Genomic DNA, 17,051 nt, shown 5'->3' on the forward strand with positions numbered 1-17,051 from the left:
TCAATCGTCCGAATCGTCCTCGTCGTCCTGTTCGATCGACTTCGCCGGCATGCCGTACTTCTTCACCAGTTGCGCCTTGAAATCCGCAAGCGTGTCCTGCCCTTCGAGCAGGCCATAGACCGAGGCGAGCTGGGTCGGCCAGTCGTGCAACTCCGTCGCGAAGATGCGCAGCCGCTCCATCGTGTCGAGCGCGCCCGCCGTGTCGCCGTTCAGCGCCTGCAAGACGGCATAGCGGCGCAGCACCGTTTCGCCCGGCAAGAGCGCAATGGCGCGCTGGTGCGCATAGAGCTTGCTGGACAGGCTCGCCGCGTTCATCGGCAGGAGCGTGGCCATGCCGTAGTCGCCCCACGCGCCGAACAGGCGCGAAGGATCGTCGGCGTAGTCGCGCGCAGGATGCTGGCCGTAGTACAGCACCTCGGCACGGTTGTAGTCGCGCAGCACCGGGAACAGCGCCGCAATGCCGCCGAACACCACAACCGCATACACGCCGAGCGACACGCGCGAGCCGACGGCGCGCAGAGGCTTCGTTTCGAGCAGGCCGAACACGAACATCGCGGGCAGCAGGAAGAACATGTACTGCTGCGGATATTCGACGAGCGCATGCATGACGAGCACGCCGATCAGCATGAAGCCGAACACGCGCTCGGCGGTGTGCGGCGCGCGCAGCGCACGCACGAACCACGCGACGAGCCCGAGCACGACGATCACGATGCCAGCGAGGCCGGTCTTGGCAAGCAGGTCGAGGAAGATGTCGTGCGCGTTGTTGGCGATCTCGACGCCGCCCAGCGTGCGCACGAGTTCGAACTGATGGATCGGAAAATCGCCCCAGCCCACCCCGAGCACCGGATGCGACTTGAACATGGTCCAGCCATAACGCCATAGCGCGAGGCGAGGCGCGATCTGGCTGGCGTCCTTCATGCGGTCGGCGGCCGACTGAGCAAGGTCCAGGTTGTAATGGACGTTGGCCCAGCGCACGTACGCGTTCATGGCGAAAAAGATCGCCACGAGTGCCACGGGAATGATCCAGGCGCGCAGGCCGCCCGACTTGCGATCCGTGGCCGCCGCCGAGGCCAGGCCTTGAGCGTTCGAGCCGCGCCCGTCACCCGCCTCGGTGCGGCAACCGGTGAGCGCGATCCACAGACCCGCAACGAAGATCACGCCCATCTGCAACCACGGGCCACGCGACACCGTGAGCGCGAGGCCACCCGAATAGACCGCGGTGAGCACAGCCCACAGCACGGGATTCAGGCGGCGCGTTTGCACGAGATACATCGCGCCGGCCATGGCGAACGCGATATAGGAGGCGAGGTGATTGGCCTGCGCCATATTGCCGAAGGGCCGCCGGTCGACGGTAATGTTGTACGCGACCACGAACGGCGTGACTTTCGTTTCCAGATGGAACAACTGGATCAGCTGGCAGAACACGGCGAAGAGGCCGCCGATCTGCAACGCAAACGCCCCCCATACGAGCGCGGCCTGCATGAGACGCGCGCGTGAAATGGTGTACCCCGCATGCGTGGCCACGAAAGCGGCGAGCAGGTAGCCCGCGCCGAGCCAGTTCATCGAGGGCTCGGCGAGCGGCAGCGCAAACGTCTGCACGACCAGCAAGAGGCCGAACAGCAGCGGCACCAGCGCGACCGTGGGCGAGGCGAAGCCCTCGCCCGTACGCGCCGGACGCACGAGCATCAGCGTCGAGGCGCCCACCAGCAGATAGAGCGTCAGCGCAACGAATTCCGCGTAGAACGTGGGAATCGGATAGGTGTGGTTGGCGACGGCATAGGGCAACGTCAGCGCAAGAGCCAGCAGGACGAACGTAAGGTAACGCGCAAAATTGGAAGGCATGTGTTAGGCGGGGGCGACGGCAACCGGCGCACTATACAAAACTTTTCCGCCGCTGTGCGGGAACGTCCGTTCGGACCGTGCCCGCACGCACTGCGCGGCGGTGCGAACAGGCGCTCGCGCCAGCGGCGTGCCCGCCGGTCGAGCGGGCGCGAACGGGTTCACCGTTGCGCCCGCAGCGGCCGCATTTGCGGCGTTGGCCGCGTTGGCCCGCGTTGGCCCTCGTTACGCGCGGCACTCCGGCGGCGCGAGATTGCCGGCGAGCGTTGCTGCGTCCACGGGCGCTGGGCCCGAGCCCGGCGCACCGAGCGACGAAGCCGTCTTGCCGGCTGCGAAGCACTCCCACGTGAGCGTGCCGCCCTGCACGCCGCCCTGCGCGAGCGCGACGCGCGCGGTGGGCGCATCGGCATTGTCGGGCACCGACGGCACGAGCACGATCGTGTTGCTGCCCTCGGGCGCCACGCGCGAAGTGAAGGCAACGGTGATCTGGCCAGTCGCGTCGTCGATGTGCATCGACTCCACGTTGCGCGTGGCCGGTGGCACCGTGTAGCCGGCGCCGAACGCATTGCCGCTCGCAGCGTTCTCCGCCACGGCAAGGCGCGCCGCTGCCGCGAGCGAGAGGCCCTCGCCTACCCGGCTGCGGGCAAGGTAGTCCTGGTACGCGGGAATCGCGTAGGCGGCGATCACGCCGACGATCGCGAGCACGATCATCAGTTCGATCAGCGTGAAGCCGCGCGCCGCCCACCGGCAGGCGAGGTTCGCGAAGCGCGATAGCCGGGCCAGGCCCGAACGTGAAGCATGCGAGCCGACGCACGCCGACGGGCTCAAGTCGAGTACAGATACGATCATCTTCAGGGCTCCTGAAACAAGAAACGCCCGCTCACACGCGTGAACAGGCGTCTTGATCGTATCGGCGGCGGTGCGCGCGCTACAGTCGGCCAAATGGCTTAGGCACAGCGGCAGCGCAATGCCGCCGGGCGCCCGATGCTCAGTGGGATTGCGGCCCCTGCGCCGCGCTGCGCCGCGCGTTGCGGCGCCTGAGCCAGGACCCCAGCGCGACGACGAACACCGCCCCCGCCACGCACATGCCGTACTCGGCCACGGGCGTGTCGAGCAGCGGCCAGCGGTCGCCCGCGGGATCGTTGATGATGAGGCCGCCCGCGATCCAGCCCAGCAACGCCGCGCCGAGCGTCACGATCACCGGATAGCGGTCGAGCAGCTTCAGCACGAGCTGGCTGCCCCACACGATGAGCGGAATGCTGACCATCAGCCCGAAGATCACGAGCGCGATGCGGTGGCGCGGATCGGCGGCTTCGGCCGCACCGGCAATCGCCACCACGTTGTCGAGGCTCATCACCGCGTCGGCCACGATGATCGTCTTGATCGCACCGATCAGCTTGTCGGCGGGCTTCACGTTGGCGTGTTCGAGATGCGAAGGCGCGAGCAGCCGCACGCCGATCCACAGCAGCAGCAGGCCGCCCGCGAACTTCAGGAACGGCACGTTGAGCAGCACCACGGCGAAGGCGATCAGCACCACGCGCAGCGCGATCGCGCCGGCGGTGCCCCACAGGATGCCGCGCAGGCGCTGCTGCGCAGGCAGGTCGCGGCAGGCGAGCGCGATCACCACGGCATTGTCGCCGCCGAGCAGGATGTCGATGACGATGATCTGGATGACAGCGCCCCAGTGGAGCGACGCGAAAAACTCGAGCATGGAAGCGGAAACCCAGCGGAAACTCAGGATCGGCGGCTCAAGCGGCGAGCCAAATAAAAAAGCGAGGAGGCCATGACTGGCTCCCTCGCTTTTTGTTCGGAAACCTCGTGAAAGGATTCCGCAAGCATATCAAAAAACGCTGACCGCTCGCGCATGCGTCATGCACGAGTGGCAGCATCTTTCGAAATTACAGCACCGACTTCAGCAGGCGGGCCATTTCCGACGGATTGCGCGTGACCTTGATGCCGCACGCGTCCATGATTTCCAGCTTCGCGTCGGCCGTATCCGCACCACCCGAGATCAGCGCGCCAGCGTGGCCCATGCGCTTGCCCGGAGGCGCCGTGACGCCTGCGATGAAGCCAACCACCGGCTTCTTCATGTTGTCCTTGATCCACTCAGCAGCATTAGCTTCGTCCGGACCGCCGATTTCGCCGATCATGATCACGGCGTCCGTATCCGGATCGTCGTTGAACATCTGCATGACGTCGATGTGCTTCAGACCGTTGATCGGGTCGCCGCCGATACCGACTGCCGACGACTGGCCGAGGCCGATCGCGGTCAGCTGGGCAACCGCTTCATACGTCAGCGTGCCCGAACGCGACACGACGCCGATGCGGCCCTTGCGGTGGATGTGACCCGGCATGATGCCGATCTTCAGCTCGTCCGGCGTGATCGTGCCGGGGCAGTTCGGGCCAAGGAGCAGCGTCTTGCGGCCTTCGCGGCGCATACGGTCCTTGACTTCGATCATGTCGCGGACGGGAATGCCTTCCGTGATACAGATCGCGAGATCGAGGTCGGCCTCGACGGCTTCCCAGATCGCGGCAGCAGCGCCTGCCGGCGGCACGTAGATGACCGAAACGGTCGCGCCGGTGGCGTCCTTGGCTTCACGCACGTTGGCGTAAATCGGAATGCCTTCGAAGTCTTCGCCGGCCTTCTTCGGGTTCACGCCAGCGACGAACGCTTCACGGCCGTTCGCGTACTCACGGCAAGCGCGGGTGTGGAACTGACCGGTCTTGCCGGTAATGCCCTGCGTGATGACCTTGGTGTCTTTGTTGATCAGAATCGACATGTATTGTCCTCTGTTCGTTTGGCGTCATGCGTCGCGCCAGACCGCTTCTTGCGTTGCGGTGTTCGCGCCGTCACCACGCCATTCGTGTCCGGTGAAAATTACTTGCCTTCGGCAGCCGCGACAACCTTCTGCGCAGCTTCTTCCATGCTGTCTGCCGAGATGATCGGCAGGCCCGATTCGGCCAGCATCTTCTTGCCGAGGTCCTCGTTCGTGCCCTTCATGCGCACGACGAGCGGCACGTTCAGGTTCACGGCCTTCGAACCGGCGATCACGCCTTCCGCGATCACGTCGCAGCGCATGATGCCGCCGAAGATGTTCACGAGGATCGCCTTCAGGCCCGGGTTCTTGAGCATGAGCTTGAACGCTTCGGTGACCTTCTCGGTCGTGGCGCCACCGCCCACGTCCAGGAAGTTCGCCGGCTCGCCGCCGAACAGCTTGATGGTGTCCATCGTGGCCATCGCGAGGCCTGCGCCGTTCACCAGACAGCCGATGTTGCCGTCGAGCGAGATGTACGCGAGGTCGAATTTCGAGGCTTCGACTTCAGCCGGATCTTCTTCGTCCAGGTCGCGGTAAGCGACGATTTCCGGATGACGGGCCAGCGCGTTGGAGTCGAAGTTGAACTTCGCGTCGAGCGCGATCACCTTGCCGTCGCCGGATACGTTCAGCGGGTTGATTTCAGCCAGCGATGCGTCCGTTTCCCAGAATGCCTTGTACAGGCCTTGCAGGATCGTGCGGGCTTGCGGAATCGAAGCAGCGGGCACACCGATCTTCGCGGCGAGGTCGTCGGCCTGGGCGTCGAGCAGACCCGTCGACGGCTCAACGATGACCTTGTGGATCAGTTCCGGGTGCTTTTCGGCAACTTCTTCGATGTCCATGCCGCCTTCGCTCGAACCCATCAGAACGATCTTTTGCGACACGCGATCAACGACGAGGCTGACATACAGCTCTTGCTTGATGTCCGCGCCTTCTTCGATCAGCAGACGGTTGACCTTCTGGCCTTCCGGACCGGTCTGGTGCGTGACGAGCTGCATGCCGAGGATCTGGTTCGCGTATTCGCGGACCTGCTCCAGCGTCTTGGCAACCTTCACGCCGCCGCCCTTACCGCGGCCACCCGCGTGGATCTGCGCCTTGACAACCCAAACCGGGCCGCCGAGCTCTTCAGCGGCCTTGACCGCGTCATCCACCGAAAACACCGGGATGCCGCGCGGGACGGCGACTCCGAATTTCCGCAGGATTTCCTTACCCTGGTACTCGTGAATCTTCATGCGTGATTCCTTCAGTCTGAGAGTTGGAGTGAACTTCGATTCCGCTGTTCTTATTCATGCGCGGTGGCGTCGGCCCTGCCCTCTTGGCCCGGGTTCCTGCCCTCGCGCACGCTGGCGACTTCAGCACCGCGCTCTATTGAACGCGGCACATGGCCATACCAGCGCGGATAAAACTGCTTCACCGCCTCCCCGTCGAACCGCAGCGCATGGCAGCGGCCAAGCTGGAAGGGCGGCTTTTCACCGGCGGCCTCATTGCCTCCGGCGGTCTTGCCGTGTTCCGGTCCGGGCTCTTCGCCCGGCGAGCCATTCGATGTATCCCACACCTCTCCGACGAACGCCTGGATTGCAGTGGTCGGCAATACGCCCAACATTTCTGTGAGATGCGTGCAGCCGACCGTGCCGGCGAGGAGCCGGCCCGCTTCGCGGCGGAAGTTCTGGAGGAGATTGAGCCCGATAAGGGCCCGATAGGCAGGATGAGCGTTCTGGCACTGACCGTCATAAGGCACCCAGTCGGACGACGCTTCTGCGTCGACGACGTTGAGCTTGCGATCGATCGTAATGCGCAGCCAGAGTTCATGGATCGGCAGACCATTGGGCCGGACACCGGCGGCGAGCGGCACGTCGCGTGGCTTGTGGTCGGTCAGGCACGCGTCGATGTCCCACAGGCCGTCTTCGCGCTCATACGCAACCGCCCGGATGGCGCGCTGGTGGCGCAACTGGCGGGGCACGGGCGGAGGAAGCGGCATGCTAAAGGTAAGACCGGATTGGAAAACCTCGTGATTTTAACATACCGGGTATTTGAGACAGCCGGGAACACACAGGCCGCTCATGGTCAAGCGTGCACGGCTTTTCGAGACGGTTGACTCAATTATCGGACCAGTCGTCCTCAATCCCCTTGAGGATCTTGCCGATGATCGACATCGAGAATCCGCGCGCCGCGAGAAAGCGCGCCTGGCGCGCGCGCTCGGCGGGCGTTTCGGGCAACTGGCCGTACTTCTTTTGCCAGACGGCGCGGGCGCGCACGAGTTCGGTCTCGCGCAGTTGCGTGCTGACCTCTTCGATGAGCGTCTCGCCCACGGCGTGGCGCTTGAGTTCGCTCACGATACGCCCTGCCCCCACGCGCGCGGCGCGACGGTGCACGACGCTTTCGGCAAAGCGGGCGTCGGAGAGCCAGCCTTCGCGTTCGAGCGAATCGAGCAGCACTTCGAGTGCGTCGGCGTCTTCGGTGTACGGCATGAGCTTGCGCGAAAGTTCCGCGCGGCTGTATTCGCGGCGCGAGAGATAGCCAAGCGCGCGACCTTTGAGCGAGCGCTCGGGGCGCTGTCTGGCTGCCGATGATTTTTCGCGCGCGCTTTGCCGGGCAGCGCGCGTGACGGTGCTGCGCTCGTAGCGGTCGCCTTGGGGTTCGGCAGCCTCGTCCGGCTCGGCGGTCGGTGCATACAGCCGCTTTTTCAGCGATGTCTGCGAGGAAGAATCGAATGGCGGGCTCGACGAGGCTTCGTCGCCCGCGCCAAAGAAGGCTTCGAACGGCACTTCGAAGACTGCGCCGCCATCGTCGCTGAGATCGGCGGGCGAAGAGTCGGCCGCGCCAGAATGCGCAAAGCCGCGATCGCCCGCATGGGCGTCGCGGCTTGAACCGGCTGTTCGCGACATCGTAGACATCGGCGACGATGCCGACGAAGGCGAAATTCGTGATTCGGCACGCAAGTTCGCCTGCTCGCCAGACTGCGAGGACGTGGAGGACGTCGAAGACGCCGCCGGGGACGGCGGCGCCGAAGCAGACCCGCCCTTGCGCATCAGCTTGCCTTGTCTACGAGAGCCTGGAGAACTTACTCTTCGTCAGCGATCTCGACTTCGCCGGAGTCTTTGACGCCGTCGGGCATCGCACTCACGCCGAGCGATTCGCGAATACGGTTTTCGATCTCACGGGCGATGTCCGGATTCTCACGCAGGAATTCGCGTGCGTTGTCCTTGCCCTGGCCAATGCGCTCGCCGTTATAGCTGTACCACGCACCTGCCTTGTCGACGATCTTGGCCTGCACGCCGAGGTCGATGACTTCGCCCTGACGCGAAATGCCTTCGCCGTAAAGAATGTCGAACACGGCTTCGCGGAACGGCGGCGCAACCTTGTTCTTCACGACCTTCACGCGCGTTTCGCTGCCGATGACTTCGTCGTTCTTCTTGATCGAGCCGATACGGCGAATGTCCAGACGCACCGATGCGTAGAACTTGAGCGCGTTGCCACCCGTGGTGGTTTCCGGGTTGCCGAACATCACGCCGATCTTCATGCGAATCTGGTTGATGAAGATCACCATGCAGTTCGTCTTCTTGATCGTGCCGGTGAGCTTGCGCAGCGCCTGCGACATCAGACGCGCTTGCAGACCCGGCAGCGAGTCGCCCATTTCGCCTTCGATTTCGGCCTTCGGCACGAGCGCCGCGACCGAGTCGATCACGATCATGTCGATCGAGCCCGAGCGCACGAGTGCGTCGGCGATTTCGAGCGCCTGCTCGCCCGTGTCCGGCTGCGAGATGAGCAGTTCAGGCACGTTCACGCCGAGCTTGGAAGCGTATTGCACGTCGAGCGCGTGTTCCGCGTCGATGAACGCCGCCGTGCCGCCGATCTTCTGCAATTCGGCGATCACTTGCAGCGTGAGCGTGGTCTTGCCCGACGATTCCGGACCGTAGATCTCGACCACGCGGCCGCGCGGCAGACCGCCCACGCCGAGTGCGATGTCGAGACCGAGCGAACCGGTGGAGACCACCTGGATGTCCTCGACCGCGTCGCCGTCGCCGAGTCGCATGATCGACCCTTTGCCGAACTGCTTTTCGATCTGCGCGAGCGCGGCGGCCAGCGCCTTGCTCTTTTCAGCAGTCAGCCCAGCCGAGCCTTTCTTGCTATCTTCCATGAATCGTCCTTTGCTATGATGAACGGCGTCTCGTGACCATGCGCACGCCTTATTCGGGCTAATGCACACGAACGCAGACACTGTATAAAAAAACAGTGGTTTTGGCAAGCCCTTCCGGCTAACCAGAACCGTGAATTTCGGGAGACCGCCCCGCGTCGGCTGGCCGCGCCTTCAAAGGTACGGTGCGGCGCGGGCGCTACGAGGCTCACCAGAGCTCGAAGGCGACGCTGGCGCAACATGCGAATCCTCATTGCCGAAGACGACAGCATACTCGCGGACGGGCTCGTCCGATCACTCCGCCAATCGGGCTATGCCGTTGATCACGTGCGTAGCGGCGTGGATGCCGATACGGCCTTGTCGATGCAGTCGTTCGACCTTTTAATCCTCGATCTGGGCCTGCCGAAAATGCCGGGCCTCGAAGTGCTGCGCCGTTTGCGCGCGCGCAATTCCAACCTGCCCGTGCTGATCCTCACCGCCGCCGACAGCGTGGACGAGCGCGTGAAAGGCCTCGACCTCGGCGCCGACGACTACATGGCCAAGCCCTTCGCGCTCAACGAGCTCGAAGCGCGCGTGCGCGCCCTCACGCGGCGCGGCGCGGGCGGCGGGCCGACCATGGTGCATCACGGGGCGCTGTCGTTCGACCAGGTCGGTCGCATCGCGCGCATCCACGACCAGGTGCTCGATCTTTCGGCGCGCGAACTCGGCGTGCTCGAAGTGCTGCTCCAGCGCATCGGGCGGCTCGTTTCGAAGGAACAGCTCGTCGATCACCTGTGCGAATGGGGCGAGGAAGTCAGCAACAACGCGATCGAAGTCTACGTGCACCGGCTGCGCAAAAAACTCGAAGCGGGCGGCGTGCGCATCGTGACCGTGCGCGGGCTCGGCTACTGCCTCGAAAAAGAAGCGAAGGAAGCGCAGACCGGCGCAGCCCCGTCGCGCGCCGCGGCCGCCGCGCCCGAGGCTGCGCCGGCCATGCCCGCCAGCCACTACTTCAAGTAAGAGGGAGCGACGATGGCCGGGCGTCCTGCCGCCGCGCGCTCCGCGCCGCCCCACGGCGCCGCGGGCGCTGCCGGTGAAGACGCGTCGGGCGCCTCGGCATCCGGCGCCGACGCCCTCGACGACGAAGCGCGCGACGCCCGCTACGCCAACCCGTTCGCCCCGCCCGACGAAACCGAAGCCGTTGCCGAGGCGCGCCCGCGCTCGCTCTTCGGCGAAATTCTCGACTGGATGCTCGCGCCGCTGCTGCTGCTCTGGCCGATGAGCATCGCGGTCACCTATCTCGTGGCGAAGTCCATCGCCAACGGCCCCTTCGACCGCGCACTCGAAACCGACGCCTACGTGCTCGCGCGCCAGATCCATCCGGTCAACGGCGTGGCCGAGCTGACGCTGCCCGCCTCCACGCGCGACTTCCTGCGCGCCGACAATGTGGACAGCGTGTACTACCAGGTGCTGGGCAGCCGCGGCGAACTGGTGGGCGGCGACCGCGACATGCCGCTGCCGCACGACGACGACCGCCCGCCGCCAGGTGTCGTGGAGTTTCGCGACGACACGCTGCACGGCATCGACATCCGCGTCGCCTATACGACGGTGGAGCCGACGCATCCGGGCGCCGCCGACCGGCAAGGTCAACCCGTGCTCGTGCAGGTGGCCGAAACGCTCGACAAGCGCCGCCAGCTCGCCAACGACATCATCAAGGGCGTGATCCTGCCGCAGTTCGTGATCCTGCCGCTTGCCATTCTGCTCGTGTGGTTCGGACTCTCGCGCGGCCTTGCGCCCCTGCACGCGCTGCAATCGAATATCCGCATGCGCCGCCCCGACGACCTCTCGCCGCTCGAAGCGCGTCGCGCGCCGCCCGAGATCGAACCGCTCGTCACCTCGTTCAACGACCTGCTCACGCGGCTCGAACAGAACATGGAGCTGCAAAAGCGCTTCATCGCCGACGCCGCTCATCAGATGAAAACCCCGCTCGCGGGCCTGCGCACCCAGGCCGAGCTCGCGCTGCGCCAGGACGCGCCCGCCGAGGTGCACCGCTCGCTCGAGCAGATCGCAACGAGTTCCGAGCACGCCGCGCGGCTCGTCACGCAGTTGCTCGCGCTCGCGCGGGCGGAAAACCGCATGACCGGCCAGATCTTCACACCGGTGGACGTCGCGGACGTGGCGCGCCACGCGGTGCGCGACTGGGTGCAGCCGGCGCTCGCCAAGCAGATGGACCTGGGCTACGAAGGCCCGGAAACGGCGTATGGCGGCGAGGAAAGCGGCGAAGAAGAAAACGCGCGTATCGAAGTGGACGGCAACCCCGTGATGCTGCGCGAGATGCTCTCGAACCTCATCGACAACGCGATCCGCTACACGCCCGCGGGCGGGCGCATCACCGTGCGCGTGCGGCCCGAGCCCACGGCCGGCGTGGTCCACCTCGAAGTGGAGGACACCGGCATCGGCATTCCGGCCGCCGAGCGCGAGCGCGTGATCGAGCGCTTCTACCGCATTCTCGGGCGCGACGGCGAAGGCAGCGGGCTGGGTCTCGCGATCGTGCGCGAAATCGCCACGATGCATGGCGGCACGCTCGCCATCGAAGACCACGTCTACCAGGAAACGCCGCGCCTGACGGGCACGCTCGTGCGCGTGACATTGCGCCTGCGCGCACGCGCCTGAACCGCGCGAGCGCTGCGCAAGCGGTGAATCCGCCGCGAAACTGACGGATCGGGTCAGAAAACCGGGATGGGACTTACCCTTAGCCAGCCCGCTCCACACGCCGCCAGACAATGACGTTGAAAGACGTTACCGCATAAATAAACGAATCTATGCGATCTTGACCGACAATAGACGATCGAACCCCATTCTCACAGCCTGATCAGAAACTCGCACTCGCGTCAGAAGCCCGTAAGTTTCCATTCCAATAATGCTTCGCAGGACCGCCGGTCGAAGCGTCGCCCGCCGGACCACACGCATATCAATATTGGAGACACATATGGCAACCGTTGGCGGACAAGTCTCGCACGCGCCGATGACCAGCGACGAAAAACGCGTGATCTTCGCGTCGTCGCTCGGCACCGTGTTCGAGTGGTACGACTTTTACCTGGCAGGCTCACTCGCGGCCTTCATCAGCAAGAGCTTCTTTTCCGGCGTCAATCCCACAGCCGGCTTCATCTTCACGCTGCTCGGCTTCGCCGCGGGCTTCGCGGTGCGCCCGTTCGGCGCGATCGTCTTCGGGCGCCTCGGCGACCTCGTGGGCCGCAAGCACACGTTCCTCGTTACGATCGTCATCATGGGTGTGTCGACCTTCGTGGTCGGCTTCCTGCCAGGCTACGCGTCGATCGGCATTGCCTCGCCGGTGATCTTCATCGGCATGCGTCTCTTGCAGGGCCTCGCGCTCGGCGGCGAGTACGGCGGCGCCGCGACCTACGTCGCGGAACACGCACCGGCCGGACGCCGCGGCTTCTACACCGCCTGGATCCAGACGACCGCCACGCTCGGCCTGTTCCTGTCGCTGCTCGTGATCCTCGGCGTGCGCACCTTCGTGGGCGAAGAGCAGTTCGGCGCATGGGCATGGCGCATTCCGTTCATCGCCTCAATCCTGCTGCTGGCGATTTCGGTGTGGATCCGCCTGCAACTCGACGAATCGCCGGCATTCAAGCGCATCAAGGCGGAAGGCAAGATCTCGAAGGCGCCGATCAAGGAAGCCTTCGGCCAGTGGAAGAACCTCAAGGTCGTGCTGCTCGCCCTCTTCGGCGTGACCGCCGGCCAGGCCGTGGTCTGGTACACGGGCCAGTTCTACGCACTCTTCTTCCTCACGCAAACGCTCAAGGTGGACGGCGCGAGCGCCAACATCCTGATCGCGGTGGCGCTCCTGATCGGCACGCCGTTCTTCCTGTTCTTCGGCGCGCTCTCGGACAAGATCGGCCGCAAGCCCATCATCATGGCCGGCTGCCTGATCGCGGCGCTCACCTACTTCCCGATCTTCAAGGCGATTACGCACTACGCGAACCCGGCGCTCGAAGCGGCGACCGCACGCGCACCGATCGTCGTGATCGCGAATCCGGACGAGTGTTCGTTCCAGTTCAACCCGGTGGGCACCTCGAAGTTCACAAGCTCGTGCGACATTGCGAAGAGTGCGCTCTCGAAGGCCGGCCTGAACTACGAGAACGTGGCGGCCCCGGCCGGCACGCTCGCGCAGATCAAGGTGGGCGATACGACCATCGACACGTTTGATGGCCGGGCAGCCGGCGCCAAGGAAGCGGGCGCGACGTTCGAGAAGACGCTCGCGGCAACGCTCAAGGCGGCGGGCTATCCGCTCAAGGCCGACCCGGCGCAGCTCAACTGGCCGATGACGGTGGTGATGCTGACGATCCTCGTGATCTTCGTGACCATGGTGTACGGCCCGATCGCGGCGATGCTGGTGGAGATGTTCCCGACGCGCATCCGCTACACGTCGATGTCGCTGCCGTATCACATCGGCAACGGCTGGTTCGGCGGCTTCCTGCCGGCAACGGCCTTCGCCATCGTGGCGGCGCGAGGCGACATCTATTCGGGCCTCTGGTATCCGATCATCATCGCGCTGGTGACCTTCGTGATCGGCATGCTGTTCGTGAAGGAAACCAAGGACTCGGATATTTATGCGCAGGATTGAGCCGCGGTTTGAAAAAAGATGAAGAAGGGGGTTGACGGCCCTAGGGTGGGCAGGCATAATTCTCTTCTTCGGCGAATTAGCTCAGCCGGTTAGAGCGACGGAATCATAATCCGCAGGTCCGGGGTTCGAATCCCTGATTCGCCACCAGTTGCAAGAAAAAGCCGCTGTCCCACAAGGACAGCGGCTTTTTTGTTTTGAAACGCCGGGCGCGCCCTTCCCGGCGCACGCCGCCCTTCCCTACCCCCGCGAAGGCAGCGTAGAGAGCATCCGCACCAGATCCTGCAAACGCCGTTCCCCCGTTTTCGCGAGGATCGAGCGCAACTGCGTGCGCGCCGTGGCCACGCTGATCGCCGCGGCGGCCGAGTACTCGTCCACGCTCACGCCCTTCGCCAGCTCATGCGCGAGGCGCGCTTCCGCCGGCGTGAGTCCGAACACCGCCTTGAGCGAGCCTGCGGAAATGGTCGATTTGCGCCGTTGCGGCGTGATCAGCACGACCAGCTCCGCGCCGCCCAGCACGAACGGAAAACTCGCGGGGTCGCCGCCAGCGTCGGGCCTGGCATCGTCGAACAGGCTGCCCGTCACGCTCGACACCGGGCGCACGAGCTGCTCCGGCGCCACCGGCAACACCGTCACGAGCTGCGTCGATTCGGGCGCGCGCTGCACATCGCTGCCGCCATGCAACGCGAGCGTTTCCGGCTGGCGCGAAAGGCGCACGCGCGCGAATACCGCCGAGAGCTTCGCGGCGTCGCCGAACGCGCACGCCACGAGTTGCCGCCCACGCGCCTTCACCCACGTCTGCCCCTTGAGGAGCGCCTGCGCCGAGCGGTTCAGGAAGATGATCCCGTCGTTCGCATCGACCGTGAAAACGGCCTGTTCGAGCGCGTCGAGCCCGGCTTCGCCGGCAAAGAGGCCCGCACGAAAGCGCTCGTTGCGCATGGCGATGCGCAGCGTGCGCTGCATGTGCGGCACGAGACGCGTCACCGCCTGCTTCTGCTCCGCGGAAAAATGGCCGTGGCCGCTCGTGTGGTTGAACGCGATATACGCGGAGATACCGCTCTCGCGCAGGATGCACGCGTTCAGGATGTAGCGCGCGCCCATCGGAATGATCAGGTCCTGGTAGAACTCGTCGCGGCTCACGAACGAGTCGTCGAAGTGATCGTGGCACGCGAACACGGTGCCCGGCGGCTGGTGCGTGCTGTACTGGCGGCGCGGGTCGATGCTGCCGTAATACTGCTCGTATTTGGCGGCTTCGCCGAGAAATGAGTGATCGGTGAGGATCGAGAAGTGGTGACGGTCGTTGCGATCGTCCCAGGCCATCAAATGACAAAAGCTCGAACCGATCCAGCGGTCGATGCGCTTGACGGTGTCTTGCAGACCGCCCGGATTGAGGACGGACTCGTACAGCTCACCCACGAGCTCATCCCACAGGCCGAGATCCCCGACCGCGCCTTTTTGCTGAACCATCACCCCGACCTCTTACACGGCTGCTTTTTATGGGAAGCGTATCCGCGATCCCCAGCGAACGAATCATCACTTTTGATGAGCCGCTCTCAGCGCTTTTGACGATGCCATTCGATGGCCGACGCGACACACTGGCACGACGAACGCAGCTTCGCCAGTCACTTCGCCCTGATAGCCGGAACGATCGCCATGCATAAACACTACCTCGCCACAATTTCCGTCGCCGCCTTGCTTCTCGCCGCATGCGGCAAGCAGGACGACACGGCTGCAAAATCCACGAGCGCCACCAGCAACAGCGCCGCGCCCCAGACGCAAGCGGCAGCACAGCCAGCGTCGGCTGCGGATGCCAACGCCGCGCCCGTCATCGACAGGAGCGCGTACACGCGCACCGTCTTCATGCAGTTGACCGACTTCACGGCCGACGACTGGAAAGACTTCGAAAAGACGACCATCGACGCCGTCGAGAATTCGAGCACCACGACCCCGGATCAACTGGCGGCCATCAAGTTTCCCGGTTACGCCAGCATCACGAATCCGTTCGACAAGGACACCTTCCAGAAAGCGCACGCCCAGGACCTGACAATCACGGCCACGGCACCCGCGAAGATCCGCATCGTCCAGACGGTGCCCTCGCGCGACTTGCTGCCCGGCAATCCGCTCAAGGGCGAATACGTGATTCAGGCACTCTTTCACGACGGCGACATGCTGGGCTACTCGTTCACGGACAGCGCGACGAGCGTCACGCCCGACGGCAAGATCGTCGAAAAAAGGCTCGATCGCACGATCCGCTACAACCTCAAGTTCAACCGGAACATCAATCAGGAGTTCCACAAGACCGTTTCCGTGGACGCGGCAAAGACCGTGGAATCGCGCATCCAGCGCGAAAACGGCGGCGCTGCATCCGTGCCCGTGATCCTCTACGGCACCGTGCAGTCGGTGGCCACGCAGACCTGGCCCACGAGCAGCAGCCTCGACGTCAACGTGCAGGTCGATGCCTATGAAGTCGGCTACGGCAAGGGCAAGGCGATCAAACCGCTGTTCGACTAAACGCGCCGTCGCGAGGCGTCGCACGCTGGCGCACAACACAACGACATCGATCATTCGGGGAACAACGTGAAGGCCAATCTCTTCGCCTCGCAACGCGTGGCTTCCACCGTGTTGCTGAGTCTTCTTGCGGCTTGCGGTGGCGGCAGTGGCAGCAGCGGCGGTTCCTCGTCATCGAACGCGTCGACGCCCTCTTCGAGCCCAGCCATTGCGCTCGTGCCATCCACCTCGGCAACGATCGCGGCATACGCCGAAACGGGCAACCCGATTGCCGACAGCTTCGGATACCTGAACATGATCCGCGAGACCATGGGCCTGCGCGTGCTGGCGCAGGACGCCAACGTGGCCACCGCGTCGCAGCATCACGCGAACTACCTCGTGGCGAACGACGCGCAAGGGCACGACGAGGTGGCGGGTCAGCCCGGCTTCACGGGCGTCGATCCGCAAACGCGCATCGCGGCGCTGCATCCCACGGCATATACCGGCGAGGTCACCATCACCGTGCAGTCGAACCAGCTGCCGGACAGCCTGTACGACATCGAAACGCTTTTCAACGCGCCGTTTCACCGCATCGTCATGCTTTCGGACTTCGCGCTGGCCGGCGTGGGCTACGGCACAAGCGATCAGGCGGGCGCGGTGAACCTGTATAGCGCGCTCAACGTCGATTTCGCCGATAGCGCGAACAGTCTCGCGAGCAATCAACTCGTTGCGTACCCATACAGCGGCCAGACGGGCGCGCCTTACCAGTGGATCGCGAGCGAGAGCCCGAATCCGATGAACGATGTGCCCAACTACATTGGCAACACGGTTGGCTATCCGGTCACGATCCAGGGCGCGACCGGCGACGCGCTCGTCATCTCTTCGTTCAGGATCGCCTCGAATGGCGCGGACGTGCCCTGCCAGGAAGTCGATCCGCAAACGGCGAGCATTGGCGGCGACCTGCACGGCGCGGCAATGTGCACGCCCTTCCAGCCACTCACGCCCAATACGCCCTATACGGCCACGGTCGCGGGAACGAAGAACGGTCAGGCGTTCAATGTGAGCTGGAACTGGACGACGGCGACGGCCGCCGCCGTGCAAAAGCAGGCGGTCGGCGGCGCGCAGGGTATGAAGGTGACGATTGAGTAATCGT

14 protein-coding genes and 1 tRNA gene are annotated in these 17,051 nt (G+C 64.6%); 6 read left to right on the top strand and 9 right to left on the bottom strand.

Annotation, left to right across the window (positions count from 1 at the left end):
• The 8 genes from C7401_RS21105 to recA form a co-directional block, all read right to left on the bottom strand.
• Positions 1–1,842 (bottom strand): PglL family O-oligosaccharyltransferase, encoded by a 1,842-nt coding sequence (locus tag C7401_RS21105; protein ID WP_112173333.1) that lies wholly within the window; start codon positions 1,840–1,842, stop codon positions 1–3.
• Positions 1,843–2,064: 222 nt separating this feature from the next.
• Positions 2,065–2,685, bottom strand: a complete 621-nt coding sequence (locus tag C7401_RS21110) for a pilin (protein WP_373864451.1) — start codon at positions 2,683–2,685, stop codon at positions 2,065–2,067.
• A gap of 142 nt (positions 2,686–2,827) precedes the next feature.
• On the bottom strand, positions 2,828–3,550 hold the full coding sequence (locus C7401_RS21115; RefSeq protein WP_112173335.1) for a TerC family protein: 723 nt from the start codon (positions 3,548–3,550) through the stop codon (positions 2,828–2,830).
• Positions 3,551–3,737: 187 nt separating this feature from the next.
• Positions 3,738–4,619 carry a succinate--CoA ligase subunit alpha gene (gene sucD / locus C7401_RS21120; RefSeq protein WP_112173336.1) on the bottom strand — a complete coding sequence of 294 codons (882 nt, stop codon included), beginning with the start codon at positions 4,617–4,619 and terminating at the stop codon, positions 3,738–3,740.
• 98 nt (positions 4,620–4,717) lie between these two features.
• Positions 4,718–5,884 carry an ADP-forming succinate--CoA ligase subunit beta gene (sucC, locus tag C7401_RS21125; RefSeq protein ID WP_112173337.1) on the bottom strand — a complete coding sequence of 389 codons (1,167 nt, stop codon included), beginning with the start codon at positions 5,882–5,884 and terminating at the stop codon, positions 4,718–4,720.
• Positions 5,885–5,934: 50 nt separating this feature from the next.
• Positions 5,935–6,630: a DUF2889 domain-containing protein gene (locus tag C7401_RS21130; RefSeq protein WP_112173338.1), complete on the bottom strand. Its 696-nt coding sequence runs from the start codon at positions 6,628–6,630 to the stop codon at positions 5,935–5,937.
• Between the two features lie 118 nt (positions 6,631–6,748).
• A complete protein-coding gene (gene recX / locus C7401_RS21135; RefSeq protein WP_373864449.1) occupies positions 6,749–7,546 on the bottom strand; it encodes a recombination regulator RecX in 798 nt (265 codons plus the stop codon).
• 167 nt (positions 7,547–7,713) lie between these two features.
• The gene (recA, locus tag C7401_RS21140) at positions 7,714–8,790 is read right to left on the bottom strand and encodes a recombinase RecA (protein ID WP_112173339.1); all 1,077 of its coding nucleotides are present in this window, start codon (positions 8,788–8,790) and stop codon (positions 7,714–7,716) included.
• Between the two features lie 237 nt (positions 8,791–9,027).
• Between recA and C7401_RS21145 the strand changes: the two genes are divergently transcribed.
• The 4 genes from C7401_RS21145 to C7401_RS21160 all read left to right on the top strand — a co-directional run bounded on the left by C7401_RS21145 (position 9,028) and on the right by C7401_RS21160 (position 13,561).
• Positions 9,028–9,786, top strand: a complete 759-nt coding sequence (locus tag C7401_RS21145; protein ID WP_112173340.1) for a response regulator transcription factor — start codon at positions 9,028–9,030, stop codon at positions 9,784–9,786.
• 12 nt (positions 9,787–9,798) lie between these two features.
• A complete protein-coding gene (locus C7401_RS21150; protein ID WP_112173341.1) occupies positions 9,799–11,439 on the top strand; it encodes a sensor histidine kinase in 1,641 nt (546 codons plus the stop codon).
• 316 nt (positions 11,440–11,755) lie between these two features.
• Complete coding sequence (locus tag C7401_RS21155; protein WP_112173342.1) at positions 11,756–13,414, top strand: MFS transporter; 1,659 nt, start codon at positions 11,756–11,758, stop codon at positions 13,412–13,414.
• Between the two features lie 70 nt (positions 13,415–13,484).
• Positions 13,485–13,561: transfer RNA gene (locus C7401_RS21160), tRNA-Met, on the top strand.
• A gap of 90 nt (positions 13,562–13,651) precedes the next feature.
• Here the strand turns inward: C7401_RS21160 and C7401_RS21165 are convergent.
• Positions 13,652–14,878, bottom strand: coding sequence for a hypothetical protein (locus C7401_RS21165; RefSeq protein ID WP_112173343.1), 1,227 nt, complete (start codon positions 14,876–14,878; stop codon positions 13,652–13,654).
• Between the two features lie 186 nt (positions 14,879–15,064).
• On the opposite strand from C7401_RS21165, the gene C7401_RS21170 reads away from it, so the two are divergent.
• Complete coding sequence (locus C7401_RS21170) at positions 15,065–15,922, top strand: hypothetical protein (RefSeq protein ID WP_146757963.1); 858 nt, start codon at positions 15,065–15,067, stop codon at positions 15,920–15,922.
• Between the two features lie 66 nt (positions 15,923–15,988).
• Positions 15,989–17,047, top strand: coding sequence for a CAP domain-containing protein (locus C7401_RS21180; RefSeq protein ID WP_146757964.1), 1,059 nt, complete (start codon positions 15,989–15,991; stop codon positions 17,045–17,047).
• Positions 17,048–17,051 lie beyond the last annotated feature (4 nt).

It is taken from the genome of Paraburkholderia unamae (genome assembly GCF_003268775.1).
In the GTDB taxonomy this organism is placed as follows: domain Bacteria; phylum Pseudomonadota; class Gammaproteobacteria; order Burkholderiales; family Burkholderiaceae; genus Paraburkholderia; species Paraburkholderia unamae.